This is a genomic window from Azoarcus sp. KH32C (assembly GCF_000349945.1).
Taxonomy (GTDB): Bacteria; Pseudomonadota; Gammaproteobacteria; order Burkholderiales; family Rhodocyclaceae; genus Aromatoleum.
The window spans coordinates 2912114-2935900 of record NC_020516.1 but is presented as its reverse complement, the minus strand read 5'-3'; the positions used below and the strand labels follow the sequence as shown (position 1 = coordinate 2935900).

Sequence of the window (23787 nt, the reverse complement as noted above, 5' to 3'; positions counted from 1 at the left end):
GGCCGGTGCAGGCTGATCATGGGGTCCATGACGCACCTGACACCGGCAAAATCCGCGTTCGGTCGTGAAATGGAGTGAAACTGCCGAAACGCGGGCAGGCATCGCACAAGACGTGCGAAGGCCTAGGAGGACAGAAAATTCATTGCACGGCGATCACTAGGCTCCCTCAATCAGGAAGTTGCCGGCCGGCGCGGCGAGGCGTTCCGGAGGAGCTTCGACCTCATCCTTGAGCGAAACACCCGAGATTCGGCGCCCGCGAGCCTCCGTCATCAGGTATAGCAGCTTGTGCGCAGCGAGATCGAAGCTCATGCCTTCGCGCCGCACGTTCGAAATGCAGTTGCGATGAGCGTCAGTCATGCCGATCTCAGGTTGCCAAGAAAGGTAGAGGCCCATGCTGTCGGGCGAACTGAGCCCCGGTCGTTCGCCGATCAGAACGACGACCATGCGGGCACGGAGTGCGACGGCGATCTCGTCGCCGATCGCCACTCGGGCCTGCTCGGAGATGACAAGCGGGGCGATCGAGTAGTTGGTCGCGAACCGCGGAAGCATCACGTCCAGGAAGGGCAGGGCGTTCTGCTCGATGGCGAAGGCCGACAGCCCGTCGGCGATCACGAAGGCGACATCGAAGTCGGCGCCTTCCGGTGCCGCATAGGTTTCCAGTCGTGCGCGCGAAGCGTCGTCGAGCTTGCGGCCGAGGTCCGGCCGCTTCAGGTAGGTCGGACGGTCGGGTGCTGCGCTATGCACCGTCACGACCTCCATCCCGCGTTCGGCGAGCCCCGTGCGGAGCGGCTCAATGTCCAACGGATGATGGACGGCGTCGCGCGCGCGGGCGTGGGCGAACTGGAAGGCGAGGTGGGGCTGGGTCGGCAGGCTGCTGCCGGCACGGCCGAGCGCGATGCGCGCCTGCGTGAAGCGGCGCAGCTTGCCCCAGGCGTTGGGGATGACAGTATCGGTGATCGGATCGGTCATGGCCGCGTCCTCAGCTCAGGTTCGCCAGCGCACGATGGAAGGGGCCTGGCAGGTTCTTCGCGAGGCGCATCGCATCGCCGGGCGCAAAGATGCCGACGTTGCGCAGCCACGCCTCGAACTCCGGTGCCGGGCGCAGGCCGAGCACCTGTCGGATGTACATCGCGTCATGGAAAGACGTCGTCTGGTAGTTCAGCATCACGTCGTCCGAGCCGGGAATTCCCATCACGAAGTTGATGCCCGCCACCGACAGCAGCGTCAGCAGCATGTCCATGTCGTTCTGGTCGGCTTCGGCATGGTTGGTGTAGCAGACGTCGCAGCCCATCGGCACGCCGAGCAGCTTGCCGCAGAAATGGTCCTCGAGACCCGCGCGGATGATCTGCTTGCCGTCGTAGAGGTATTCCGGCCCGATGAAACCGACGACGGTATTCACGAGGAAGGGCTTGAACTTGCGCGCGACGGCGTAGGCGCGGGCCTCGCAGGTCTGCTGGTCGACGCCGTGGTGCGCATTGGCTGACAGCGCGCTGCCCTGGCCGGTCTCGAAATACATCACGTTGTCGCCGACCGTGCCGCGCTTGAGCGACAGCGCCGCCTCGCGTCCTTCGGCGAGCACGGCGAGGTTGATGCCAAAGCCGGCGTTCGCGGCCTCGGTGCCGGCGATCGACTGGAACACGAGATCCACGGGCGCGCCGCGGTTGATCGCCTCGATGCTCGTGGTGACGTGCGTCAGCACACAGGACTGGGTCGGGATCTCGTACTTCGTGATGATCGCGTCCAGCATGCGGATCAGCGTCGTCACGGCGGAGACGCTGTCGGTGGCCGGGTTGATGCCGATCACGGCGTCGCCGCTGCCGTACATCAGCCCGTCGACGATGCTCGCGGCGACGCCGCTGGGCTCGTCGGTCGGGTGGTTGGGCTGCAGCCGCGTCGAAAGCCGCCCCGGCAATCCGATCGTGTTGCGGAAGGCCGTGACGACGCGGCATTTCTTCGCGACGAGGATCAGGTCCTGCACGCGCATGATCTTGCTGACGGCCGCGGCCATCTCGGGCGTCAGGCCGGGCGCGAGCGCGGCAAGCGCCGCCTCGTCGGCCTCCTCGGACAGCAGCCAGTTGCGGAAGTCACCCACGGTCAGGTGGCTGACCGGGGCGAACGCAGCCGCGTCGTGCTCGTCCATGATCAGCCGCGTGACTTCGTCGGTCTCGTACGGGATCAGCGCCTCGTCGAGAAAGCGCTGCAACGGCAACTCGGCCAGCGCCATCTGGGCGGCGACGCGCTCCTCGTCGCTGGCCGCGGCGATGCCTGCGAGCTGATCGCCGGAGCGCGCGGGACTCGCCTTCGCCATCAGCGCCTTCAGATCCGGAAAGCGCCAGACCTGGCCGTCGATGGTGTGAGAATAGCCGCTCATCCTTGGTCCTCCATTCCTTTCGCCATCCTTCTCGCCGCTCACTTCAGCGCCTTGCCCTCGGTACTGCCGAGCTTGTAGTGCAACTGCGAGGGCACGAATTCCCCGGTGTTGTCGTTGCGCCCTTGCAGCAGATACTTCGCGTCGGACTGGCCATGGCTCGCAACGGCGACTTGCGCGAACTTGCCGATGTCCTCGCCTTTGAGCCGATTGACGATCAGCACCATCCGCGTGTCGGCGAAGTCCTGCATCATGTTCTGGTCGCCCTCGCTGTCGCCCGCGACGAACACTGGCCCGTACCCATACTTGGAGACCAGAAAGCGCCGGATGTTTTGCGTCTTGCCCACGCCCTGCGTCTGGTCGTATCCGCGACGGAACTCGCCCCGGATCACGCCATCCGCGTTGCGCTCGAGCTCCATCGCAAGCACGCGGTCCGCCGGGTTGTTGTAGCCGAACTGCGCATTCGACGAGATCTCCTTGACGACGTCGATGAAGGACGCGGAGCACACCCACAGGTCGAAGCCCGCATCACGCAAGGTGCGATACAGCTCCTGCATCTCGGGCACCAGCCGCAAGCCGTCCTTCCACGAGATCGATACGACCCCGGCGCGGCCCGGCAGCTCCGCCGGACTCGTCCATTTCACCTTGCCGACCGGTTGCGACAGCTGCCAGGCCACGCTATCGGCGGTCAGCTTGCGCACTTGCGCCTCGGTCATCCCCGTGAAGTGATATGTCACCCAAGGATAGGACACGGCATGATCGAAGGTGTCCCCGATCGCCTCGTAGAGATAGCGCATCTTCGTGATGAAGGCCTCGTAGTGCGGACTGCGCTTGATCTCGTCGAGCGGCTTGTCCCCCTTCAGGCCGGCGTAGTTGCGATACAGCCAGGTGTAGCTCGCGACGATGTCGGTCGCCACCGCATCGACGTTGACCGGCGCGCCGGCTGCGTTGTTGTAGTCCTTGCCGAAGGCGGCGTGCGGAACGTCCTTGCGGATCGCGCGGTCCAGCTGCTCGGGGGTGGCACCGAACACGAGGTTCTGCAGTTGATACACGAGCACCGCCTCTTCGACGTCGAGGAAGATGCTGGTGTTGTCCCAGTCGAACACGACATACGGCGGCTTCGCCGCATCGTAGCCGGGAGCCGACTTGCCGTAGGCAGCGATCAGCGCATCGATGCGCTCGCGGTTGAAGCCGTCCCAGCGGCCAGCGGAGAGCTTTGCGGGTGCCGTGACGGCCGAGGCGGCGAGGGCGTTCGGCGGCGTTTGCGCGCACCCGACGAGGCTCGCGCCAAGAACGGATGCCAGCAGGATCGAGGTAAGGCGGAGGGGCTTCTTATCCATTGTGGAGTGTTCCTATTTCAGCGGGCAACGTTCGCTTCGGCGGCGAGCTCGGCGGGCGACTCCAGCAGATCGTCCAGCGGCGCGACTTCGCGCTGGTGGCGGGTCAGGTGGAACACGACGTAGCCGGCAGCCATCAGGCCGAAGAAGAGCGCCGCGATGAGCGGGTTGTAGTAGATCATCGTCACGAGGCACACCACGGCCGCCAGCAGCGCGAAGGCCGGGAACCACGGATACATCGGCGCGACGAAGGGGCGCGCCATGCCCGGTTCCGAGCGGCGCAGCTTGAACAGCGCCGCCATGCTGATGATGTACATCACGATCGCGCCGAACACGGACATCGTGACGACGTTCGCGGTGAGCGTCTGGCCGCCGAACTGGATCAGCTCGTCGCTATAGATCGCCGCGATGCCGACCACACCGCCGGCAATGATGGCGCGGTGGGGCGTCTTGAAGCGCGGATGCACCTTGGCGAAATAGGCGGGCAGGTAGTTGGCCCGGGCCTGCGCGAAGATCTGCCGCGAATAGCCGAGGATGATGCCGTGGAAGGAGGCGATCAGACCGAAGAGCCCCAGCCAGACCAGCATGTGCGTCCAGCCGCTGTTCTCACCGACGATCGAGCGCATCGCCTGCGGCAGCGGATCGTTGATATTGGAGAGTTTGGTCCAGTCCCCCGAAGCGCCGGCGAAAGTCATCACGCCGATGGCGAGGACGAGCAGCGTCAGGATTCCGGTGACGTAGGCGATAGGAATCGAGCGCTTCGGATCCTTCGCTTCCTCGGCCGCCATCGCAACGCCTTCGATCGCAAGGAAGAACCAGATCGCGAACGGCACCGCGGCGAACATGCCGGGAATCGCCGCGAGGCTGAATTCGTCCTGGCCGGACCAGCCACCCTTGGTGAAATTGTCGAGCGAGAATCCGGGCGACACGACGCCCATGAACACGAGCAATTCGAAGATCGCGATGACCGTGACGAACAATTCAAAAGTCGCGGCAATCTCCACGCCAACGATATTCAACAGCATGAAGACGATGTAGGCCCCGACGGCCGCATCCTTCGGATTCAGCTCAGGGAACTGCACGTTGAGGTAGGCCCCGATCGCCAGCGCAATCGCAGGCGGGGCGAAGACGAATTCCACGAGCGTCGCGAAACCCGCGAGATAACCGCCCACCGGCCCGAAAGCGTGCCGTCCATAAGCGAAGGGGCCGCCCGCATGGGGGATCGAACTCGTCAATTCGGTAAAGCTGAAAATGAAAGTCGTATACATCGCCGCGATGAAAATCGAGGTGATGACGAATCCCAATGTGCCGGCCGAAGCCCAGCCGTAACTCCAGCCGAAATATTCTCCGGAAATAACCAATCCAACTGCAATACCCCACAGCTGCCAGGCATTCAGGGTCTGTTTCAATTCGTGGTGGGTGACCTTTCCGATATGCAGGCCATGTCTTTCTTGTGTCATTTTGTGTGCTCCTCCATCAATTCTTTCTTAGAACTGCCGCGACACCGACACGAGCAATCGTGGCCGTGCCGCATCGACGGTGTCTCCGTTGCCCGTCAGGGATGCGTAGTCTTCGAACGCCTTCGGCTCGTTCGTGCGCGAGTAGGCGATTCCGACGCTCCAGTTCGAGGGCAGGGATTTGGTGACGCCGACGCGGTAGTAACTCCAGTCGAGCCCCTTGCTGTGGGCAATCCATTGATGCCCGAATTGACCGTTGGCGGTCCATCCGTCGCCGATTTCATGATTCACATTCAACTCGACGTATTGCGAACCCCGCGTCGAGCCGGTGACTCCAGCCGAAGTCGCCGTTGCCGAAAAGACCCCTGGAGCCGAATTGTTTTCGTTCCAGCCGTAGAATTTGCTCAGTGTCCGACCATACTTGAGCGACACTGATTTATAGGTGACCCCGAAGTAGGCCTCCAGCGTGTTCGGGCTGGAACCCTTGAAGGTGTTGCCATCCAGGGCCTTCGAGTAGTCGCCTCCCGGGTAGTAGACGTAGATCATCCCCACATCCAGGCCGAGATCTTCGACGCCGGGGATCGGCTTGCGAAACCCGCCGTAGACGTCAAGCTCCAGATTCGCACCGGGAATCCACCGTTCGGTCACGTTCGAACCCCAGCCTCCCAGATACAGACCGGACTCGTGCTGCATCTCGACGCCAAGCTGAAGCGCCGGCTTGCCGAAGGTCTGCGTCAGACCACGCCAGATATAGTCGTTGGTCAAGGTTGCCGAGCTGGTCACGGTGATGCTGGACGGGGCCGCATCGTCCGCCTTGTTCGCGTCCGCCGCCGCGACTCCCGAAAACTGAAATGCAAGGCCAATCAAGATCAACGCCGATATGCCCTTGGTGCGAGGCAATGTGTTTTTGATTTCCATAGATTCCCTTACGGTGCTCACCTGCGCCAGGACATCTGCCGCAGCGTGAGACGTAAGTTAAAAATCGCGGCGATTTCGCGCTATCCGATATCGGCATTTTTCAGATCGGCTCGGAAAGCGCTCCGAGCCTATGACTTCGGCGATAGGCGCGGGGTAGGGCGGCCACCAATCAGAACCGCCGATCCACGACTATCCAAATTTGGCAAATTTTGCCCACAGACGCCGTACTCACAGGGGCGATCCAATGGCTTGCAACATCACCCTCCCTTTAGGCTATTCTCTACACACGCCGCGGCAATTGCGCCGACCACAAGGCGGCACATTGCACCGCAATATCGGCCACCCTGATGGGGACTCAACGGGGTAAGGATGTTTCAATTCATTGCCAGCCAAGACGTCGACGAGCAGGCCGCGAGATTGCGCGGATGGCATCAGACATATGCCCAAATGTCGCCCGGACGCTTTACCGGCACCTATACCGAAGTCCGATTCGACGACGTGCACCTATTCGTCGAATACACCAGCAAAGGCCTCTTTCAGAGTGGGGAATTAAGCGACGCCGTCGTCGCCCTGGGCGTGCCATTGCAGCTTTCCGGGTCGGGAGTTTTTTGCGGCGCAATAACCAACAACACCACGGTGCACCACTTTTCCGGCGACGGCGGGTTCGAATTTTATTCTCCCGCCGATCTCGTCATGGGCGGCGTGGTCATCTCCCGTGACCAGGTACTTTCCGCGCTGTCCGACGACGAAGCGGCCTCGCTCGAAACCTCGCTCGACCGCCCGCACCTCAGCGTCGCACAGGCGAGCAAGATCGCGGTAATGCGCGAATTCCTGCGCGGCTTCTTCGAAATGCTGGAGAGCGCTCCGCGCCTCATGGACAACGCGCCGCTCCAGCGCTCGCTGCGCGACTCGGTCGTCTCCAACGTCACCGAGCTACTGGTCGACGACGCTCACCCCGAAGGCGAACTGATCTCCCTGTCCAAACGCTGGCAAATCGTCGCCCGCGCCCGAGACTTCATCCTCAGCCGCCCCGAATCCCCGACCTCCATCCTCGACGTCTGCAAGGCCATCGGCGTCAGCCGCCGCACCCTGCAATACTGCTTCCAGGACGTCCTGAACCTCAACCCGATCGCCTTTCTCAGGATGGTCAGACTCAACGGCGTCCGCCGCATGCTACGGACCTGCGCCTCCGTCTCCGAAGCCGCCACCTATTGGGGCTTCTGGCACTTCGGGCATTTTTCGCGGGACTACAAGCAGTTATTTGGGGAGTTGCCGTCGGAGACTTATCGGCGGTTTAACGGGAAGGGGTGATTATTTTCCATGATAGTTCAGGGGGTCACTAAACCGCTAACCATGGCCTCGACCACCATCCCTGATTACTCCAAATGCCTTGCCCATCACCCGCCGATGCTTAGCCAAATTGCATAGCGCTGAAAGATTCAATTCCATGACTGGGGCAATCAGGATGCCACGGAGACCACCGGTAACCGCGTTCATGTACAACCCCTTCGCGTCGCTTGTTTCGATAAAGGTAGCGCATTTTGTTATGTCGACCTGTGAGACAAATATGTCGATATACCGTTCATCCGCGCAGTCCACATAGGGAGTTGGAAACCAGGTGCACGCCGCAATTTCCTGAAAGGCTTCAATAGCGTTCGCTAGGGCTTCTTGGCCACCCCAAACCGTTGATAACAGCGTGTGGTTCTTGCCCGCCAGCCGGTGAACCCCAACCGACAACGCCGAAATTCGCTGCCTCGTATCAAGAAACTTCGGCGTTTCCTCGACAATCCTGCGTAGCTCGTATTGCGTTTCTGAAGTTGCTCCCAACTCACGTATGCGAATAACCGCATCAACAATGCTTTGAGCGTAAAGCTTACTCTCGATTAGCAGGGCCGAGACCTCGGCGAAGAACCCCTCGATCTCGACCGCCGCGTCAAGCTTCAATTGGTTTTGAACCTGTTTTTTCCACGAGGCCGTTGAGCTATGAAATGCAATCAGAAATCCGGTTATGGTGAGGACCGATGTTAGTGCAGCAGCCTTCAGCTCGTCGGAAAGGCCGGCGATCCAGACTATCAGCTCACCAAAGCTGAATGGCTTTACGCTCCCAAACGTGCTCGCTGCGTAATATGCCGCGGCCGAGAGAATAAGAACACCGATACTTGTTCCTGTCGTGAAGCGCCAAATATATCCGACTGTCGCGAACAGGTAGGTCAGTGGTACCGAAACAGATGGATGAAGCTTTTGAATTACCTGAAATGGATGCATTGGGGCGAGTGATCGTCCGTTAAAAGCTAACGTGAAATTCAGGCCGCCCGCACCACGTGGCCTGTTCGAAGAACGCCCCGGTTTCGGGCGTCTGCTGCAACGTCATGTCAGGTGGCGCGAAAGACCGAAGATCGATGGAAATCCATAAAGACTTGATGGCGCCGGTCGAGGGTCACATGCATTTCCTCGGAGATTCCGAGCACCGACGGCTCCGGGAGTTGGGGGGAGATGATGATTTTCCCATCGGAAGCAAACGTAATGTAGCCCCCATCAAAAGCTTTATCGATGTTCGGCAAGAGCAGCAATCCGTTGAACGGGTCCAATCGCTCGGAGTTTTTTGAGGCTCGCCAAGGCTTAATATGCGAGGCAACCAGAAAGGCTGGGTCTTTGAAGCCGGTTACCGCACAGCGAGCCCAGTAAGCCACGACCTTCTGACGGAACGTTCCCTGGCCGATTCTCGACTTAATGAGGTTAGCTTTCTCGGTATCCCCGACCTCTTTTGACTGCAAAATGTCATCGACGTCGGATTCAAGATCTCCACCTTTCGACTCGGAGAGGTATTCTGCGAACTTCGCAAGCGCACTGTTATACATATTGTGGCCGCGCTCATTCCGTTCCTGGTAAATCGGCAGAGCCCTGACTCGCGCAGCTATGGCGCCAAACGCTGAGGGACTCACAATTGAAGTGAGAGGGCCGGCAACAATGTCGTTGTCCATTGCCCATTCGCTGATCGCGCCGCGAATCGCCGCTTCATACTTGCTCACCGACGACAGGGACAGTCCTTGATGAGTGAGCCACTCTTCGAATGTCATTACGCTAGGACCTCTTGTGACACATAAGGGATGAAATGGACTCCCCCTGCCCGTCCACCGACGAATCGAAATCGAGCGCGAGATCGGAGACACCGGAAATGAATGACGCCAAGAAAAGCCCCCTTGAGTCCCCGACTGCTCACGCACACTCGATTACTTCTTCGACGCTGCGTCTTTTACCGCCTTATTGCGGAAGCCAAGCCATCGATAGCGATTCTTCGTGATCTCCATGTATTTCTTAGAGACCTCGGCCAGCCCCGCGATTGCTCCAGCAGATGACGCAAGAAGAGTCGAGCCGGAAGTGACGCCTCCTAGAGCAACGGGGATTGCGACAACCGACGCCAAGTTTGTCCAGCGTTCGATCTTTGGAAAAACGCCATTAATTCTGCGCTGAAGCTTAGATTCGCGCTGCTCAAATTCAGCTATCAGTTCAGTGGGGTCGACGCATTCTCGGCGCTTCTTCGAAAGATCATCGAAAACTTTTCGCATTTCATGAAACTCGTCGTAATCCCGCCACGCCAAAATCTTCCGCAAGTTTGCCTCGAGATTGGGCAGCGCATTGGACCGACAAGTTTTCTCGGTCGTGCAGGTGCCACACTGGGTGTCGATAAAGTACGAAGGGAGAAGGGGGGTTTCCGGGACAAACGAAGAAAATACTTTTTCGAACGCGGTGAGTTGGGAGGCCGACTTTAGGAGATCGGATTGCAAACCGAATTTGTATCGAAGATAGTTGTATACGTTCGGCGAGAAGAGAACGTTTGTGTCCCACGTGTCCGCTAAATGAAGCGACGCATAAACAGACCACAAGGCTGGCGTGCAGTACTCGTAATCGTGGACGAAAAACTGACCAGGGACACCAGAGTCAGCGGCGAGCCTAGTATCCTTAGGAAAGACCTCGCACATCAGTTTTCGATCAAGTTCAATCTGCTCATAAAGTGAATCCCGCACCGTTGGGGTAATGACGTTTGCCGCTTTCCTGACATCGAGCAAGCCTGCATCCTGAAGAATTTCAAAAATTGTCTTTAATCCCTTGGAAAACTCCGGCTTGTCTACATGAGCAAAATACTCACCATCAATTGCGTTCTTAATTCCTTCGGTGACGATAATCTTGTCTGCCCAAAGCAATGTGGATGGGTGCTCGAAAAGCCAAGACAAGTCATAATTGCAGGCAGAGCAAGCGTCAATTTCAGGCTCTGAACCAATAGCTAGTCCCGTTACAAGAATTGAATTCATATTCTGTGTCAGATCAACGGTTAAGATGATGTAGTTCTAACTTTGTTATCGGGATTCAGTTTTACGCCCCAACTTCGCGTCGAGTCTACCGAACTCTGGATTGTCAAAACATCCACACGGATTGGATTGCCGTTCAACGCTTCCGATGCGGCCGGGAATGGTATTCCTGCGAATAGATATCCTTGAAAAGCGGCGTTTCAACTGCATAGCATACTACTAGGGGGTTTGGATGTCCCCTCGGGGGGACATCAATCGCCTCTTGTGGTTCGTATTCGCCCGTCGGAGGGTCTCATGGAGCGGTCCTTCGCGTGGCACACCAACGGCAACAACGCTTGGCTGCCCGGACCGAGGCGGGGACCACGCGGCGAGGTAGCCGACCGACGCATCCCTTACCGCAACATCTCCCCCAACCGCCTCACCGCCCGCTCGATCTCCTCCGTCCACGGATGCCCGAAATTCAGCCGAATGCAGTTCCCATACTCCCGCTTCGCCGAAAAGATCGGCCCCGGCGCAAGGCTGATCCCTTCATCCAGCGCGCGCCGATGGAGGGCGAGGGCGTCGCAGTTCGGGGGTAGTTCGACCCACACGAAATAGCCGCCGCGCGGCCGGGTGAGGCGGGTGCCCGCGGGAAAGTAGCGTTCGATCGCCGCGGCCATCGCGGCTTCCTGGACTTCGAGGGCGCTGCGCAGGCGGCGGAGGTGGGTGTCGAAGGCGCCTTGCTTGAGGAAGTCGGCGATGGCGATCTGGACTGGGATGGTGGTGGCGAGGCTCGCGGAGAGCTTCAGCCTCTGGATCTTCTGGGCGTAGCGGCCGGCGGCGACCCAGCCGACGCGGTAGCCGGGGGCGAGGCTTTTGGAGAAGCTGGAGACGTGGAGCACGAGGCCGGTGCTGTCGAGGGCCTTGGTGGCGAGCGGGGCGTGGCGGTCGAAGTGGAGTTCGGCGTAGGTGTCGTCTTCGATCAGCGGGACGTCGTGGTGGCGCAGAAGGTCGAGGAGGGCGCGGCGGTTGTCGTCCGGGACGAGGCTGCCCATCGGATGCTGGAAGTTGAGCATCAGCAGGCAGGCCTTGACGGGGTGGTGGCGCAGCGCGTCGGCGAGGGCGGCAAGGCTGACGCCGTCGCGCGGGTGGGTGGGGATCTCGATGACCTTGAGGCCGCGCCGTTCGATCATCTGCAGGCCGGCGTGGAAGGTGGGGGATTCGACCGCGACGAGGTCGCCGGGCTGGGTGACGGCTTCGAGGCAGAGGTTGAGGGCTTCCATCGCGCCGGTGGTGATGACGATTTCGCCGGGTGCGAGGGCGACGCCGCCGGCGAGGTAGCGCAGCGCGATCTGGCGGCGCAGTTCGTCGTTGCCGGGCGGCAGGTCGGTGACGGTGGCGCGCGGGTCCATGTGGCGCGCGGCGGCGGCGAGGAAACGGCCGAGCTTGTCGAGCGGATAGAGGTAGGGGCTGGCGAAGCTCGATCCGAGCGGTACGACGGCGGGGTCCTTGACCGCTTCGAGGATCTCGAAGATGAAGTCGCTGACCTGCAGTGCGGTGGAGGCGCCGACGGGGTGCGTCATCCGCGGCTCGGGGAGGGCGCCCAGGGCGCGGGGGCCGACGTAGTAGCCGGATTGCGGCCGAACTTCGATCAGGCCGCGGCTTTCGAGCAGGTAGTAGGCCTTGAGGACCGTCGAGGGGCTCAGGCGCTGCGATTCGCAGGCCTTGCGCACCGAGGGCAGGCGCTCACCGGCGCGCAGTACGCCGTCGCGGATGCGTTGTTCGATGTCGAGGGCGAGGCGGTCGTAGAGGTTCACGTCGGTTCCGGCGCGGAGGAGGCAGCACGACATTATCCGCTGACGGCTGGACGCGTACTTGACCCGGATGAAGTCGAGTCGCATGTGCCGCCCGGAACGTGCCTAACAAGGCGGCATTCGATATTCGACGCACTACAATGGGGAACGGATTACCGAAAACAACTACAAGACGTTCCCACCCCAAAGGAGTAACGACGATGAGGCGCACTCTACTGCTGGCTACCGGCCTTCTGCTTGCCGCACACACGGCGATCGCAAGCGAATATGCGACCGCGAAGGACGCCGAAGCGATGGTCACGAAGGCAATCTCGGCGATCAAGGCTAACAAGCAGGCGACTTACGACGAGATTACCGCGAAGGACCCGAAGTGGGTCGATCGGGACCTTTATCCCGTCGTCTATGACCTTCAGGGCAAGGTGCTAGCCCACGGCCAGAATGCGAAGCAGGTCGGCAAGGATCTCATCGACATGAAGGACCCCGACGGCAAGCTCTTCGTCAAGGAGCGTGTCGATCTCGCGCAGAGCAAGGGCAAGTTCTGGCAGGACTACAAGTTCACCGACCCTGTCACGAAGAAGGTGCTTCCCAAGCAGATGTATTGCGAGAAGCTTGAAGACACGGTCGTCTGCGCCGGCATCTACAAGCGCTGAAGCGGCTTCCTTCGACCTGTCGCGTGCCGGCGCTGCAAGGGGCCGGCACGGAGCACACACACGACCTTCCTTCGAGGATGCGCCATGAACCTGTACCAGAAAGCTCTGGTGGCGCCGGCGATCACCTTGGTTTTTCTGTTGTTGCTGGCCGTCGCCGGCCATTTGACGATGAGCACCCAGCGCGAGGTTCTCGACGATCTGTTCAACGTCCGACAGCAATACCTCCAGACCGCGGAGGAAGTCAGGTCCGACGTCCTCGAGAGTCACGCCCGTGCATACCGTTTGCTGATGTGGGCGGATCTTTCCGGCTCGCCGCAGCTGCAGAAGGATGGCAAGGCGGCGGATGATGAACTCGGGCGGGTTGTCGCGAAGTTCGACACCTGGATGGCGAAGCCGGACCTTGCTGCCGATGAAAGGGCGCTTGGAGAAAAGATCGCTGCGCAGATCGCCAAGTACCGCAAGAGCGTCTCCCAGGCGATCGACCTTGCGGACAGCGACATCAACATGGGGCGCTCCGCGCTGCAGACGGCGGACGACTATTTCAAGGTTCTCGACTCGCTGACCGACGAGCTCGTGCAGGCCGAACAGCGGATCAGCAAGTCCGACTATGACAATGCCGCGGCCGCATATTCCCAGGCGCGGCTGGTGGTCGCCACGACGCTGGTGCTCGCGCTTGCCGGGGCTGCGGTGAGCGCGTTCCTGATGGCCCGCAGCATCGCGCGTCCCGTTCGCGAGGCCTCGGTCGTCGCCGAACGCATTGCCGGCGGCGACCTCGGCGCGCAATTCGCTTCGGCCGGCCGCGACGAGATCGGCGACCTGCTGCGGTCGCTGCAACGCATGCAGGAAAACCTGCGGCGCATCATCGGCAGCATGGCGGGCAGTGCGGACGCGCTGGGCGACTCCGCGGGCGGGATGTCGTCGGCCGCTGCGGAGATCACGCGCTGCGTGCAGGAGCAGAGCGAGTCGCTGAACGCGATCGCGGCGGCCGTGGAGGAGATGAGCGTGAGCATCACGCATGTGTCGGACAACGCTGAAAACGCGCGGACGGTCGCCGAGCGGACGGTGAGCGTTGCGGAGACCGGAAAGTCGCTCGTCGACGAAGCCGTGGCCGAGATCAACAAGATCGCGGCCGACGTGTCGGCAACGGGCGATACGATCCATCGACTGCAGGAAACCTCGCAACGGATCAGCCACATCGTCGACGTGATCCGCGAAATTGCCGGCCAGACCAACCTGCTGGCGCTCAATGCCGCCATCGAGGCCGCGCGGGCCGGCGAGCAGGGCCGCGGCTTCGCGGTGGTCGCCGACGAAGTGCGCAAACTCGCGGAGCGGACGAGTTCTTCGACGACGGAGATCAACGTCATGATCGAGGCGATCCGCGATCAGACGGAAGCGGCCGTCAAGCAGATGGATGACGCCACGCAGCAGTTGGGGTCCGGCGTGAAACTGATGCACGACCTGCAGGATCCGCTCGATGAGTTGCAGCGCTCGGCGTCCGTGGCGCTGGGGAACCTCATCGACGTGTCGGACGCAGCGCGCGAACAGGCCAAGGCGAGCACGCTGATCGCCGAGAACGTCGAGCGCCTGGTTCAGAAGAGCGACATCAACACTCACGCCGCGCAGCGCGGAGAGGAGATGGCGAGCAACGTCCACAACCATGCCGGGACCTTGCGCGAGCTGGTCTCGCGCTTCCGGCGCTGAACGGCGCGGCCGCTACAGCGTCGTCAGCCGCGCGATGCGATCGCCGAACCAGGTCGTCAGGATCAACGCGAGCGGCACGCAGAGGATGAAGGTCCGCAGCACGCGCGCGATGAAGGGATGGGCGAGGTGGGATTCGATGAAGGATCGCGCGACGATCCAGCCCTTCAGCCAGACGATGGCGGCGACGGGCAGCTGCAGCCACGCGGCGTGGCCCGACCATTGCGCGAGGCACAGGCTGAACACGGTCAGGGTCACGAGGCCGAGCCAGGAGAGGACGAGCGGCGTCAGCGAGGTCGAGGGGGGCGCGGGGATCGCTTTCATGGGTCAGGCCAGCACATAGAAGAGCGGAAAGATGATCAGCCAGATGATGTCGGTGGCGTGCCAGTAGCTCGCCAGCGCTTCGAGGCCGTCGTGGTTGTCGGCGGTGTAGCCACCGGAAAGATGGCGCGCGAGCACCCACAGCATGCCGAGAATGCCCCAGAAGCCGTGCACCAGGTGCGTGAAGGTGAGGTAGTAATAAACGGTGAAGAAGATCCCCGATTCGCCGTTGATGCCGTGCGCGAGGTTCCACTGGATTTCGAGGTATTTCGCGAGCGGATAGCCGAGCGCGAGGACCAGCGCGGCGACCAGCCACCAGAGTGATTCGCGATGACGGCCCGCGCGGATGCGGGCGAGCGAGCAGGCGAGGAAGAAGCTGCTGGTGACCATCAGCAGCGTGATGACGGTGCCAGCGACGACCGACAGTCGTGGAGCGCCATCCTGGAAGGCCGCGGGGAAGTGCGCGCGGGCGATGAAGTACACGGCGAAGAGCACGAGGAATTCGACGAATTCGCAGGTGATGCCGACCCAGATGCCATGGTTGCCCGGTATCCGCCCCTGGGTTTCCGGTTTGCCGCCGACATCGATTGCCGGGATTGCCGCTGCAGTCATTTTCGCCCTGCCGGTTCGTGGATGGTTTGCTTTCCATTCTTTCAAGTTGCGGTCGGAAAGCACAGATACAGGCCGGACCATTTCCGTGCGTAACAGTTGCAGATGCGGCATTTTTCATCGGCGCAACGACGGGCAAACGCTATGCTGAACTAGCGCACGAGCATCCCGCACATCGAACAACAAGGGTGGAGACAGCCATGACGGACAACCTGATCGCGGCCGCCGCGTCGGCCTATGCCTATCCGCTGCTGATCAAGCAGTTGCTGTTGAATTCGGTGAGCCTGTACGGCAACCAGGAGATCACCTACCGCGGGGAAATGCGCTACCGCTTCAGCGACTTCCGCGAACGCATCGGGCGGCTCGCATCGGCGCTGAGCGCGATCGGCGTGCGCCCCGGCACGACGGTCGCGGTGATGGACTGGGACAGCCATCGTTACCTTGAGAGCTATTTTGCGATCCCGATGATGGGGGCGACGATGTTCACGGTGAACGTGCGCCTGTCGCCACAGCAGATCGCCTACACGCTGAACGATTCCGAAGCCGAAGTGGTGCTGGTGCATGCCGACTTCGTGCCGCTGCTGGAGCAGCTGAAGCCGGAGCTGAAGGCCGTGCGCCAGATCGTTGTGCTCGCGGATGGACAGGCGATGCCGGCGACAACGCTGAGCTTCGCGGGCGAGTACGAGGAACTGGTGGGGAAGGCATCGCCGGACTTCGACTTCGCCGACTTCGACGAGAACACGAAGGCCGCGACCTTCTATACGACCGGCACGACCGGCGACCCGAAGGGCGTGTGCTACAGCCATCGGCAGATCGTGCTGCATGCGCTGACGACGGCCTTGAGCCTGTGCGCCCCGCGGGAAGGACAGCGCCTGCATCGCGAAGACGTGTACATGCCGATCACGCCGATGTTCCACGTACTCGCGTGGGGCGTTCCCTATGTCGCCGTGCTGCTCGGATTGCGGACTGTGCTGCCCGGGCGTTACGTCCCGGACGCGTTGCTCAAGTTAAAGCGCGACGAGAAGGTCACGTTCTCGCACTGCGTGCCGACGATCCTGCAGATGCTGCTGCAAGCCGCGGCCGGCGGCGATTACGACCTCTCGGGCTGGAAGGTGATCATCGGCGGCGCCGCATTGCCGTCGGCACTATGCAAGGCGGCAGTGGAGCGGGGGATCGACGTGTTTGCCGGTTATGGCATGTCGGAAACGGGGCCCATCGTGGCGCTCGCGCAGATTCGCGATGCGGATGCACCCGCGGACCTCGATGCCGAGGTGCGTCTGCGCTCCCTGACGGGCCGGCCCGTGCCGATGATCGAATTCCGCGTCGTCGACAGCGAGATGCGCGATGTGCCGCACGACGGCCAGGCGCAGGGCGAGATCGTGCTGCGCGCGCCCTTCCTGACCCAGGCGTATTTCAAGAAGCCGCAGGCGTCCGAGGAGTTGTGGGCGGGCGGTTACCTGCATACGCAGGACGTGGCGGTGGTACAGCCGGACGGCTTCGTCCGCATCGTCGATCGCATCAAGGACGTGATCAAGACCGGCGGCGAGTGGGTGTCGTCGATCGCGGTCGAAAGCCTGATCGCGGAAGTGCCGGGCGTGCAGGAATCCGCGGTGATCGCGATCCGTGACGACAAGTGGGGCGAGCGGCCGATGGCCTACGTCGTGCCCAAGCCCGGGGTCACGCTCGCGCCAGAGGCGATCCGCGAGCACCTGATGCGCCAGGTCGAGACGAACCGCCTATGCAAATACGGCGTGCCGGAAGCCGACCGCATCGTGTTCGTGCAGGAGATCCCGAAAACCAGCGTCGGCAAGATCAACAAGAAGCTGCTACGCGAGCGGGCGAGCTGAGTCAGCGCCTCCGCACATTCGACGGGCCGAACAATTCGGCGATCCAGTCGACGAAGACGCGGGTCTTGGCACTGAGATGCCGGTTCGGCGGATAGACGACGTAGATCGGAAGCCCCGGGGTCGTCCAGTCTTCGAGCACCGGCACGAGCTCGCCGGTCTTCACATGCTCCTGGAGGACGGAGGCGCCGCTCTGGATGATGCCGAGCCCCGCCAAGCCGGCGGCGAGATAGGCGTTGCTGTCGTTCACGGCAACGCCGTAATTGCCGACGATTTCAATGCGTTCCCCGTCGCGCTCGAATTCGAACGGGGAGATGCGTCCTGTGCCGGCGGAAAAATAGCCGACGACGCGATGTGGCCCGTCGAGTTCGGAGGGATGCGTGGGCACGCCGTAAGTCGCCAGGTAGCCCGGCGTTGCGCAGGTCATGAATTCGACCTGGGAGATGCGCCGCGCGACCAAGGATTCATCGATGATATTGCCGCCGCGGACGACGCAGTCGACGTTATCGGCAATCAGGTTGACCAGCCGGTCGCCGACGCCCATGTCGATCTGGATGTCCGGATAGCGTGCGTGGAAGGTGTGCAGCGCGGGCAGGATGATCCGGCTGGCGAGCACGGCAGGGACGTCGATTCGCACGCGCCCCTTCGGCGAGGCCTGCGCGTTCGACAAGCTGGCGTCGATTTCCTCAAGTTCCGTCAGTAGCCGCGCGGTGCGCTCGTAGTAGGCGGCGCCATCGGCGGTGACGGTGACGCGCCGGGTGGTGCGGTTGAGGAGCTTTACGCGCAGGTGCGATTCCAGGCTCTGGATCAGCTTCGTCACCGTCGGTTTCGGCATTCCCAGCGAGTCGGCCGCCTTCGTGAAAGTGCCGGCCTCGACGACGCGCGCGAAGACGCGCAGTGCCTGAAATTGGTCCATTTGCCTCTCCCTCCCGTTCGATCGCTGCAATTGCTGCAGCGCGATTATTCACCAACATAAATAAAGAAGCTACGGAATGATTATTTATTCCACAGCGAGTGACATCTATCGTTCAGGGCACCAACACAGTATTCGGCGCACGCCGTCCCGGAACGAAAATGTCCCCGTCTTCGCAGACCCGATCCGCAACCCCGACGCAACTGCCGCCCATCGCGGACAGCCGCATCGACGTCGGCCTTGCCGCGCCGTTGAACGTCCGCGTCTACGGGACGCGTAGCTCGGGGTCTCCACTGGTCGTCCATTTCCACGGTGGGGCCTTCGTTTCCGGATCGCTCGACAGCGGCGCGGCGGTTGCCAATCTGTTGCTCGGCGCGGGCGCGGTCGTGATGTCCGTCGATTACCCGCTCGCACCGGCCCATCCGTTCCCGGCGCCGGTCGATGCCGCCTACGCGGCCTTGCAGTGGGCTTATCGGAAGCGCGCGCAGCTCGCGGGGCAGGGGGCTTCGGTCTTCGTCGCAGGCGAGGAGGCGGGGGGCAATATCGCCGCCGCGATCGCGCTGATGGCCCGCGACCGTCACGCGCCGCGGCTCGCCGGCCAGATCCTGTTGTCGGCAATGCTCGACCCCTGCCTCGGCACGGCATCCGTTCGCCGCAGCGAGCAGGGTCCCGCCGGCTGCCCGCTGGCGACCGGCTGGTGCAGTTACCTGCGCGAACCGGCCAATGCCGAGCACCCTTATGCGATTCCCGGCCGCTCATTGCGCCTGGCCGACTTGCCGCCGGCCTTGCTGATCACCGCCGAGGACGATCCGCTGCGCGACGAGACGCTCGCCTATGCGCGGCGGCTGCGGGCCGCCGGTGTGCCGTCGGCCGAATGCGTACTGCCGGCGCCCAGCGCTTGGCCGGACGCGCTGCTCAACCCGGCGGTCACCCACGACTCCTGGAGTGAGCCGGTGCGCACGCGCATCCACGAATTCCTTATCGCGAACCGGGCAGCACGGCCCGCCGGCCACGAGCCGGCGTCTCCCGGTCCGCTTTGATCCACGGCCGTTCCCCGACAGGAGTCATGTCATGAACAACAATATCCGGAAACCACGTCGCCTCTGGATCGCCGGCGCTGCCGCGATCGGCCTGACCACAATCGCCGCCGGCATTGCCGCGCCCTGGTCCGCGAAGGTGGAAGCTGCCCCGGCTGCCGCAGCGCCTGCTGCGACGCCCGTGTCGGTCGCGACCGTCGAGCAGCGCGAGGTCGCGACCTGGGACGAATTCTCGGGCCGGCTCGAAGCGGTCGAGCGCGTGGACATCCGCTCGCGCGTCGCCGGCACGGTGCAGGAGGTGCATTTCCGCGAGGGCGGGCTCGTGAAGGCGGGCGACCTGCTCATCACGATCGATCCCGCGCCGTACGCCGCGGAAGTCGACCGCGCCTCCGCTCAGGTCGCCGCCGCGCAGGCCCGCGTCGCCTTCACGACGAGCGAACACGAACGCGCCCAGCGCCTGTGGGAGCAGCGTGCGATCGCAGAGCGCGAACTGGAAGAACGCGCCAACGCCCACCGCGCCTCGGATGCCGAACTGCGGGCCGCGCAGGCCGCGCTGCAGTCGGCGCGCCTGAATCTCGGTTACACGCAGGTGAAGGCACCCGTGTCGGGCCGCGTCGGGAAGCTCGAAGTCACTGTCGGCAACCTCGTCGCTGCCGGCCCCAGTGCGCCGGTGCTGACGACGCTGGTGTCGGTCAGCCCGATCTACGCGAGCTTCGACGCGGACGAGCAGGTCGTCGCGCGTGCGCTGCAGGAACTACGCGGCGCGAACGGCAAGCCGGCACGGCTCGAAAGCATCCCGGTGCAGATGGGAACGGCCGCGACCTCCGAACTCCCGTTCGACGGCCACCTGCAACTCGTCGACAACCAGGTCGATGCGCGTAGCGGCACGGTGCGCGTGCGCGCGGTGTTCGACAACCCGGAGGGCAGCCTGATGCCCGGCCAGTTCGCCAAGCTGCGTATGGGGCGCCCGCACGCGGCATCGGCCGTGCTCATCGACGAACGCGCGATCGGCACCGACCAGAGCCGCAAGTTCGTGCTGGTCGTCGACGCGGACAACAAGACCGAGTACCGCGAAGTCACGCTCGGCGGCACCGCCGACGGCCTGCGCATCGTCAGCGGAGGACTGCAGGCGGGCGAGCGCATCGTCGTCAATGGCCTGCAGCGCGTGCGGCCGGGTTCGCTCGTCGCGCCGCAGGCCGTGGCGATGGACAGTCGTCAGTCCCAGAGCAACAACGCTGCCCGCGCCACCGACGCGCCGCAATCGTGATTCGCCCGCAATCGAGAGCACCATCATGAACCTATCCCGCTTCTTCATCGACCGCCCGATCTTTGCTGGCGTGCTGTCGTTGCTGATGTTCATCGCCGGCCTGATCGCGCTGCGCGTGCTGCCGGTGTCGGAGTACCCCGAAGTCGTGCCGCCGTCGGTTGTCGTGCGCGCACAGTATCCCGGCGCGAACCCGAAGGTGATCGCCGAAACGGTCGCGACGCCGCTCGAAGAGTCGATCAACGGCGTCGAAGGCATGCTCTACATGGGCAGCCAGGCGACGACCGACGGCCTGCTGACGCTGACCGTCACGTTCCGCCTCGGCACCGACCCGGACAAGGCCCAGCAGCTTGTGCAGAACCGCGTCTCGCAAGCCGAGGCGCGCCTGCCCGAGGAAGTGCGCCGACTCGGCATCACGACGGTCAAGAGCTCGCCTGACCTGACGATGGTCGTGCACCTGCTGTCGCCGAACGGCCGCTATGACATGACCTACCTGCGCAACTACGCGCTGCTCAACGTCAAGGACCGTCTCGCGCGTATCGAGGGCGTCGGCCAAGTGCAGCTCTTCGGCTCCGGCGACTATTCGATGCGGATCTGGCTCGATCCGCAGAAAGTTGCGGCGCGTGGCCTTTCCGCGGGCGACGTGGTCCGCGCGATCCGCGAGCAGAACGTGCAGGCCGCGGCCGGCGTCATCGGTGCGTCGCCGGGTCTGAAGGGCATCGACCTGCAGCTGCCGGTGAATGCCCGAGGCCGCCTGCAAAGCGAGGAGGAGTTTGGCGACATCATCGTCCGTACCGGTGCCGATGGCGCCGTGACGCGCCTGCGCGATCTCGGCCGCATCGAGCTGGGTGCCGCCGACTACGCGCTGCGCTCGCTGCTCGACAACAAGGACGCCGTCGCGATTCCGATCTTCCAGGCGCCGGGTTCGAACGCGATCCAGATCTCGGACCACGTCCGGGAAACGATGCAGCAGTTGAAGCAGCACATGCCCGAAGGCGTCGACTACGAAATCGTCTATGACCCGACTCAGTTCGTGCGGGCGTCGATCGAGGCGGTCGTGCATACGCTGCTCGAAGCGGTCGCGCTGGTCGTGCTCGTCGTGATCCTGTTCCTGCAGACCTGGCGCGCGTCGATCATTCCGCTACTCGCGGTGCCGGTGTCGATCGTCGGCACCTTTGCGGTGATGCACCTCTTCGGCTTCTCGATCAACGCGCTCACCCTCTTCGGGCTGGTGCTCGCGATCGGTATCGTCGTCGATGACGCGATCGTCGTTGTCGAGAACGTCGAGCGCAACATCGAGGCGGGGCTCTCGCCGCGCGAAGCGACCTACCGCGCGATGCGCGAAGTCTCCGGCCCGATCATCGCGATCGCGCTGGTGCTGATCGCGGTGTTCGTACCGCTCGCCTTCATCACCGGCCTCTCCGGCCAGTTCTACAAGCAGTTCGCGCTGACCATCGCGATGTCGACGGTGATCTCGGCGATCAACTCGCTGACGCTGTCGCCGGCGCTGTCCGCGCTGCTGCTGAAGGGTCACGACGCGCCGAAGGATGCGCTGACGCGCGGCATGGACAAGGTCTTCGGGCGCTTCTTCGGTGCCTTCAACCGTGTGTTCCACCGCGGCGCCGAAGCCTATGGCGGCGGCGTGCGCGGCGCGATCGGGCGCAAGGCGGTGATGATGATCGTCTATCTCGCACTCGTCGGCCTGGCGTTCGGGCTCTTCAAGGCAGTGCCCGGCGGCTTCGTGCCGGCGCAGGACAAGCAGTACCTGATCGGCTTCGCGCAGCTTCCGGACGGCGCGACGCTCGACCGCACGGAAGAGGTCATCCGTCGCATGGGCGAGATCGCGCTGCAGCAGCCGGGTGTCGAGCACGCCGTGGCCTTCCCCGGCCTGTCGATCAATGGCTTCACCAACAGCTCGAACTCGGGGATCGTGTTCACGCCGCTGAAACCCTTCGAAGAGCGCAAGGGCAAGGAGCTGAGCGCCGGCGCGATCGCGATGGAGCTCAACAAGAAGTTCGCCGGCATCGAGGACGCCTTCATCGTGATGTTCCCGCCGCCGCCCGTGCAGGGGCTCGGGACGACCGGCGGCTTCAAGCTGCAGCTCGAAGACCGCGCGTCGCTCGGCTACGAGGCGCTCGATGCCGCGACCAAGGCTTTCCTCGCGAAGGCGTCGAAGGCGCCCGAGCTTGCGGGGCTGTTCTCGAGCTATCAGGTGAACGTGCCGCAGCTCTATGCCGACATCGACCGCACCCGTGCGCGCCAGCTCGGCATTCCGGTGACCGACGTGTTCGACACGATGCAGATCTACCTCGGCAGCCTCTACGTGAACGATTTCAACCGCTTCGGCCGGACGTATTCGGTGCGCGTGCAGGCCGACGCCCCGTTCCGCGCCCGCGCCGAGGACGTCGGGTTGCTGAAGGTGCGTGCGCCGGGCGGGGAGATGGTGCCGCTGTCGTCGCTGATGAACATTCAGTCGAGCTTCGGGCCGGAACGCGCAATGCGCTACAACGGCTTCCTGTCGGCCGACATCAGCGGCGCGCCGGCCCCCGGCTACTCGTCGGGCCAAGCCAAGGCGGCGGTCGAACGCATCGCGGCCGAAACGCTGCCGTCGGGCATCAGCTTCGAATGGACCGAGCTGACCTATCAGGAAATCCTCGCCGGTAACTCGGCAGTGTGGGTGTTCCCGCTCGCGATCCTGCTGGTCTTCCTGGTGCTCGCGGCGCAATACGAAAGCCTGACACTGCCGCTCGCGATCATCCTGATCGTGCCGATGGGGATCCTCGCGGCGATGACCGGCGTGTGGCTGTCCGGCGGCGACAACAACGTCTTCACGCAGATCGGCCTGATCGTGCTGGTCGGGCTGTCGGCGAAGAACGCGATCCTGATCGTCGAGTTCGCCCGCGAGCTGGAGTTCGCCGGACGCACGCCGATGCTGGCCGCGATCGAAGCGGCCCGGCTGCGGCTGCGGCCGATCCTGATGACCTCGCTGGCGTTCGTGATGGGCGTGCTGCCGCTGGTGCTCTCGACCGGCGCCGGTGCCGAGATGCGGAGCGCGATGGGCGTCGCGGTGTTCGCTGGGATGATCGGTGTGACGGCCTTCGGCCTCTTCCTGACGCCGGTGTTCTACGTGCTGCTGCGCCGGCTCGCGGGCAACCGCGCGCTGAAGCTGCACGGCGAGATCCCGCACCTCGAAGCCTTCGCCGGCTCGTCCGCGACGGGCGGCGCCGCAACCGCTCCGGGCCTTGCCGCACCGCGTGCGCATCACGAATAA

The 23787-nt window shown here is 63.1% G+C and carries 19 protein-coding genes; 7 read left to right on the top strand and 12 right to left on the bottom strand.

What is annotated here, in order from left to right:
- Positions 1-156: 156 nt before the first annotated feature.
- The 5 genes from eutC to AZKH_RS12805 are packed head-to-tail and all read right to left on the bottom strand — an operon-like array spanning position 157 to position 6080.
- Positions 157-969 (bottom strand): ethanolamine ammonia-lyase subunit EutC, encoded by an 813-nt coding sequence (eutC, locus tag AZKH_RS12825; RefSeq protein ID WP_015436207.1) that lies wholly within the window; start codon positions 967-969, stop codon positions 157-159.
- 10 nt (positions 970-979) lie between these two features.
- Entirely contained in the window at positions 980-2371 is a 1392-nt protein-coding gene (locus AZKH_RS12820) for an ethanolamine ammonia-lyase subunit EutB (protein WP_015436206.1), read from the bottom strand.
- Between the two features lie 38 nt (positions 2372-2409).
- Positions 2410-3708, bottom strand: coding sequence for a haloacid dehalogenase-like hydrolase (locus tag AZKH_RS12815; protein WP_015436205.1), 1299 nt, complete (start codon positions 3706-3708; stop codon positions 2410-2412).
- A 17-nt stretch (positions 3709-3725) separates the two neighbouring features.
- Positions 3726-5165, bottom strand: coding sequence for an ethanolamine permease (gene eat / locus AZKH_RS12810; RefSeq protein ID WP_041656146.1), 1440 nt, complete (start codon positions 5163-5165; stop codon positions 3726-3728).
- A gap of 27 nt (positions 5166-5192) precedes the next feature.
- Positions 5193-6080, bottom strand: a complete 888-nt coding sequence (locus AZKH_RS12805; protein WP_015436203.1) for a TorF family putative porin — start codon at positions 6078-6080, stop codon at positions 5193-5195.
- 369 nt (positions 6081-6449) lie between these two features.
- On the opposite strand from AZKH_RS12805, the gene AZKH_RS12800 reads away from it, so the two are divergent.
- Positions 6450-7391, top strand: coding sequence for a helix-turn-helix domain-containing protein (locus AZKH_RS12800; RefSeq protein ID WP_051071679.1), 942 nt, complete (start codon positions 6450-6452; stop codon positions 7389-7391).
- 36 nt (positions 7392-7427) lie between these two features.
- Here the strand turns inward: AZKH_RS12800 and AZKH_RS12795 are convergent, their stop codons facing one another.
- The 4 genes from AZKH_RS12795 to AZKH_RS12780 all read right to left on the bottom strand — a co-directional run bounded on the left by AZKH_RS12795 (position 7428) and on the right by AZKH_RS12780 (position 12183).
- Positions 7428-8345, bottom strand: a complete 918-nt coding sequence (locus AZKH_RS12795) for a hypothetical protein (RefSeq protein ID WP_015436201.1) — start codon at positions 8343-8345, stop codon at positions 7428-7430.
- Positions 8346-8452: 107 nt separating this feature from the next.
- Positions 8453-9157, bottom strand: coding sequence for an HNH endonuclease (locus tag AZKH_RS12790; protein WP_015436200.1), 705 nt, complete (start codon positions 9155-9157; stop codon positions 8453-8455).
- Positions 9158-9310: 153 nt separating this feature from the next.
- Positions 9311-10390 (bottom strand): hypothetical protein, encoded by a 1080-nt coding sequence (locus AZKH_RS12785; protein ID WP_015436199.1) that lies wholly within the window; start codon positions 10388-10390, stop codon positions 9311-9313.
- Between the two features lie 389 nt (positions 10391-10779).
- On the bottom strand, positions 10780-12183 hold the full coding sequence (locus AZKH_RS12780) for a PLP-dependent aminotransferase family protein (RefSeq protein WP_051071765.1): 1404 nt from the start codon (positions 12181-12183) through the stop codon (positions 10780-10782).
- Between the two features lie 197 nt (positions 12184-12380).
- On the opposite strand from AZKH_RS12780, the gene AZKH_RS12775 reads away from it, so the two are divergent.
- Positions 12381-12830, top strand: coding sequence for a cache domain-containing protein (locus AZKH_RS12775; protein ID WP_015436197.1), 450 nt, complete (start codon positions 12381-12383; stop codon positions 12828-12830).
- Between the two features lie 84 nt (positions 12831-12914).
- The gene (locus tag AZKH_RS12770) at positions 12915-14531 is read left to right on the top strand and encodes a methyl-accepting chemotaxis protein (protein ID WP_015436196.1); all 1617 of its coding nucleotides are present in this window, start codon (positions 12915-12917) and stop codon (positions 14529-14531) included.
- A 12-nt stretch (positions 14532-14543) separates the two neighbouring features.
- On the opposite strand, the gene AZKH_RS12765 is transcribed toward AZKH_RS12770, so the two are convergent.
- The gene (locus AZKH_RS12765; protein ID WP_015436195.1) at positions 14544-14852 is read right to left on the bottom strand and encodes a hypothetical protein; all 309 of its coding nucleotides are present in this window, start codon (positions 14850-14852) and stop codon (positions 14544-14546) included.
- 3 nt (positions 14853-14855) lie between these two features.
- Positions 14856-15461 (bottom strand): cytochrome c oxidase subunit 3 family protein, encoded by a 606-nt coding sequence (locus AZKH_RS12760; protein ID WP_015436194.1) that lies wholly within the window; start codon positions 15459-15461, stop codon positions 14856-14858.
- Between the two features lie 197 nt (positions 15462-15658).
- Between AZKH_RS12760 and AZKH_RS12755 the strand changes: the two genes are divergently transcribed.
- Positions 15659-17305, top strand: coding sequence for a fatty acid--CoA ligase (locus tag AZKH_RS12755; RefSeq protein ID WP_015436193.1), 1647 nt, complete (start codon positions 15659-15661; stop codon positions 17303-17305).
- Position 17306: 1 nt separating this feature from the next.
- Here AZKH_RS12755 and AZKH_RS12750 read toward each other — a convergent pair whose 3' ends face one another.
- Positions 17307-18218 carry a LysR family transcriptional regulator gene (locus tag AZKH_RS12750; protein WP_015436192.1) on the bottom strand — a complete coding sequence of 304 codons (912 nt, stop codon included), beginning with the start codon at positions 18216-18218 and terminating at the stop codon, positions 17307-17309.
- A 158-nt stretch (positions 18219-18376) separates the two neighbouring features.
- Between AZKH_RS12750 and AZKH_RS12745 the strand changes: the two genes are divergently transcribed.
- Genes AZKH_RS12745 through AZKH_RS12735 form a run of 3 tightly spaced genes read left to right on the top strand, consistent with a single transcriptional unit; the run spans position 18377 to position 23787 of the window.
- On the top strand, positions 18377-19255 hold the full coding sequence (locus AZKH_RS12745; protein WP_015436191.1) for an alpha/beta hydrolase: 879 nt from the start codon (positions 18377-18379) through the stop codon (positions 19253-19255).
- 31 nt (positions 19256-19286) lie between these two features.
- A complete protein-coding gene (locus AZKH_RS12740) occupies positions 19287-20519 on the top strand; it encodes an efflux RND transporter periplasmic adaptor subunit (protein WP_015436190.1) in 1233 nt (410 codons plus the stop codon).
- Between the two features lie 25 nt (positions 20520-20544).
- Complete coding sequence (locus AZKH_RS12735; protein ID WP_015436189.1) at positions 20545-23787, top strand: efflux RND transporter permease subunit; 3243 nt, start codon at positions 20545-20547, stop codon at positions 23785-23787.

What these genes read in the sequence shown, in the direction of transcription:
- AZKH_RS12815 (WP_015436205.1), bottom strand. Translation starts at nt 3,708, where the DNA reads ATGGATAAGAAGCCCCTCCGCCTTACCTCGATCCTGCTGGCATCCGTT.
- AZKH_RS12740 (WP_015436190.1), top strand. Translation starts at nt 19,287, where the DNA reads ATGAACAACAATATCCGGAAACCACGTCGCCTCTGGATCGCCGGCGCT.
- AZKH_RS12805 (WP_015436203.1), bottom strand. Translation starts at nt 6,080, where the DNA reads ATGGAAATCAAAAACACATTGCCTCGCACCAAGGGCATATCGGCGTTG.
- AZKH_RS12750 (WP_015436192.1), bottom strand. Translation starts at nt 18,218, where the DNA reads ATGGACCAATTTCAGGCACTGCGCGTCTTCGCGCGCGTCGTCGAGGCC.
- AZKH_RS12785 (WP_015436199.1), bottom strand. Translation starts at nt 10,390, where the DNA reads ATGAATTCAATTCTTGTAACGGGACTAGCTATTGGTTCAGAGCCTGAA.
- AZKH_RS12800 (WP_051071679.1), top strand. Translation starts at nt 6,450, where the DNA reads ATGTTTCAATTCATTGCCAGCCAAGACGTCGACGAGCAGGCCGCGAGA.
- AZKH_RS12755 (WP_015436193.1), top strand. Translation starts at nt 15,659, where the DNA reads ATGACGGACAACCTGATCGCGGCCGCCGCGTCGGCCTATGCCTATCCG.
- eutC (WP_015436207.1), bottom strand. Translation starts at nt 969, where the DNA reads ATGACCGATCCGATCACCGATACTGTCATCCCCAACGCCTGGGGCAAG.
- AZKH_RS12760 (WP_015436194.1), bottom strand. Translation starts at nt 15,461, where the DNA reads ATGACTGCAGCGGCAATCCCGGCAATCGATGTCGGCGGCAAACCGGAA.
- AZKH_RS12795 (WP_015436201.1), bottom strand. Translation starts at nt 8,345, where the DNA reads ATGCATCCATTTCAGGTAATTCAAAAGCTTCATCCATCTGTTTCGGTA.
- eat (WP_041656146.1), bottom strand. Translation starts at nt 5,165, where the DNA reads ATGACACAAGAAAGACATGGCCTGCATATCGGAAAGGTCACCCACCAC.
- AZKH_RS12735 (WP_015436189.1), top strand. Translation starts at nt 20,545, where the DNA reads ATGAACCTATCCCGCTTCTTCATCGACCGCCCGATCTTTGCTGGCGTG.
- AZKH_RS12765 (WP_015436195.1), bottom strand. Translation starts at nt 14,852, where the DNA reads ATGAAAGCGATCCCCGCGCCCCCCTCGACCTCGCTGACGCCGCTCGTC.
- AZKH_RS12820 (WP_015436206.1), bottom strand. Translation starts at nt 2,371, where the DNA reads ATGAGCGGCTATTCTCACACCATCGACGGCCAGGTCTGGCGCTTTCCG.
- AZKH_RS12790 (WP_015436200.1), bottom strand. Translation starts at nt 9,157, where the DNA reads ATGACATTCGAAGAGTGGCTCACTCATCAAGGACTGTCCCTGTCGTCG.
- AZKH_RS12770 (WP_015436196.1), top strand. Translation starts at nt 12,915, where the DNA reads ATGAACCTGTACCAGAAAGCTCTGGTGGCGCCGGCGATCACCTTGGTT.
- AZKH_RS12775 (WP_015436197.1), top strand. Translation starts at nt 12,381, where the DNA reads ATGAGGCGCACTCTACTGCTGGCTACCGGCCTTCTGCTTGCCGCACAC.
- AZKH_RS12745 (WP_015436191.1), top strand. Translation starts at nt 18,377, where the DNA reads ATGTCCCCGTCTTCGCAGACCCGATCCGCAACCCCGACGCAACTGCCG.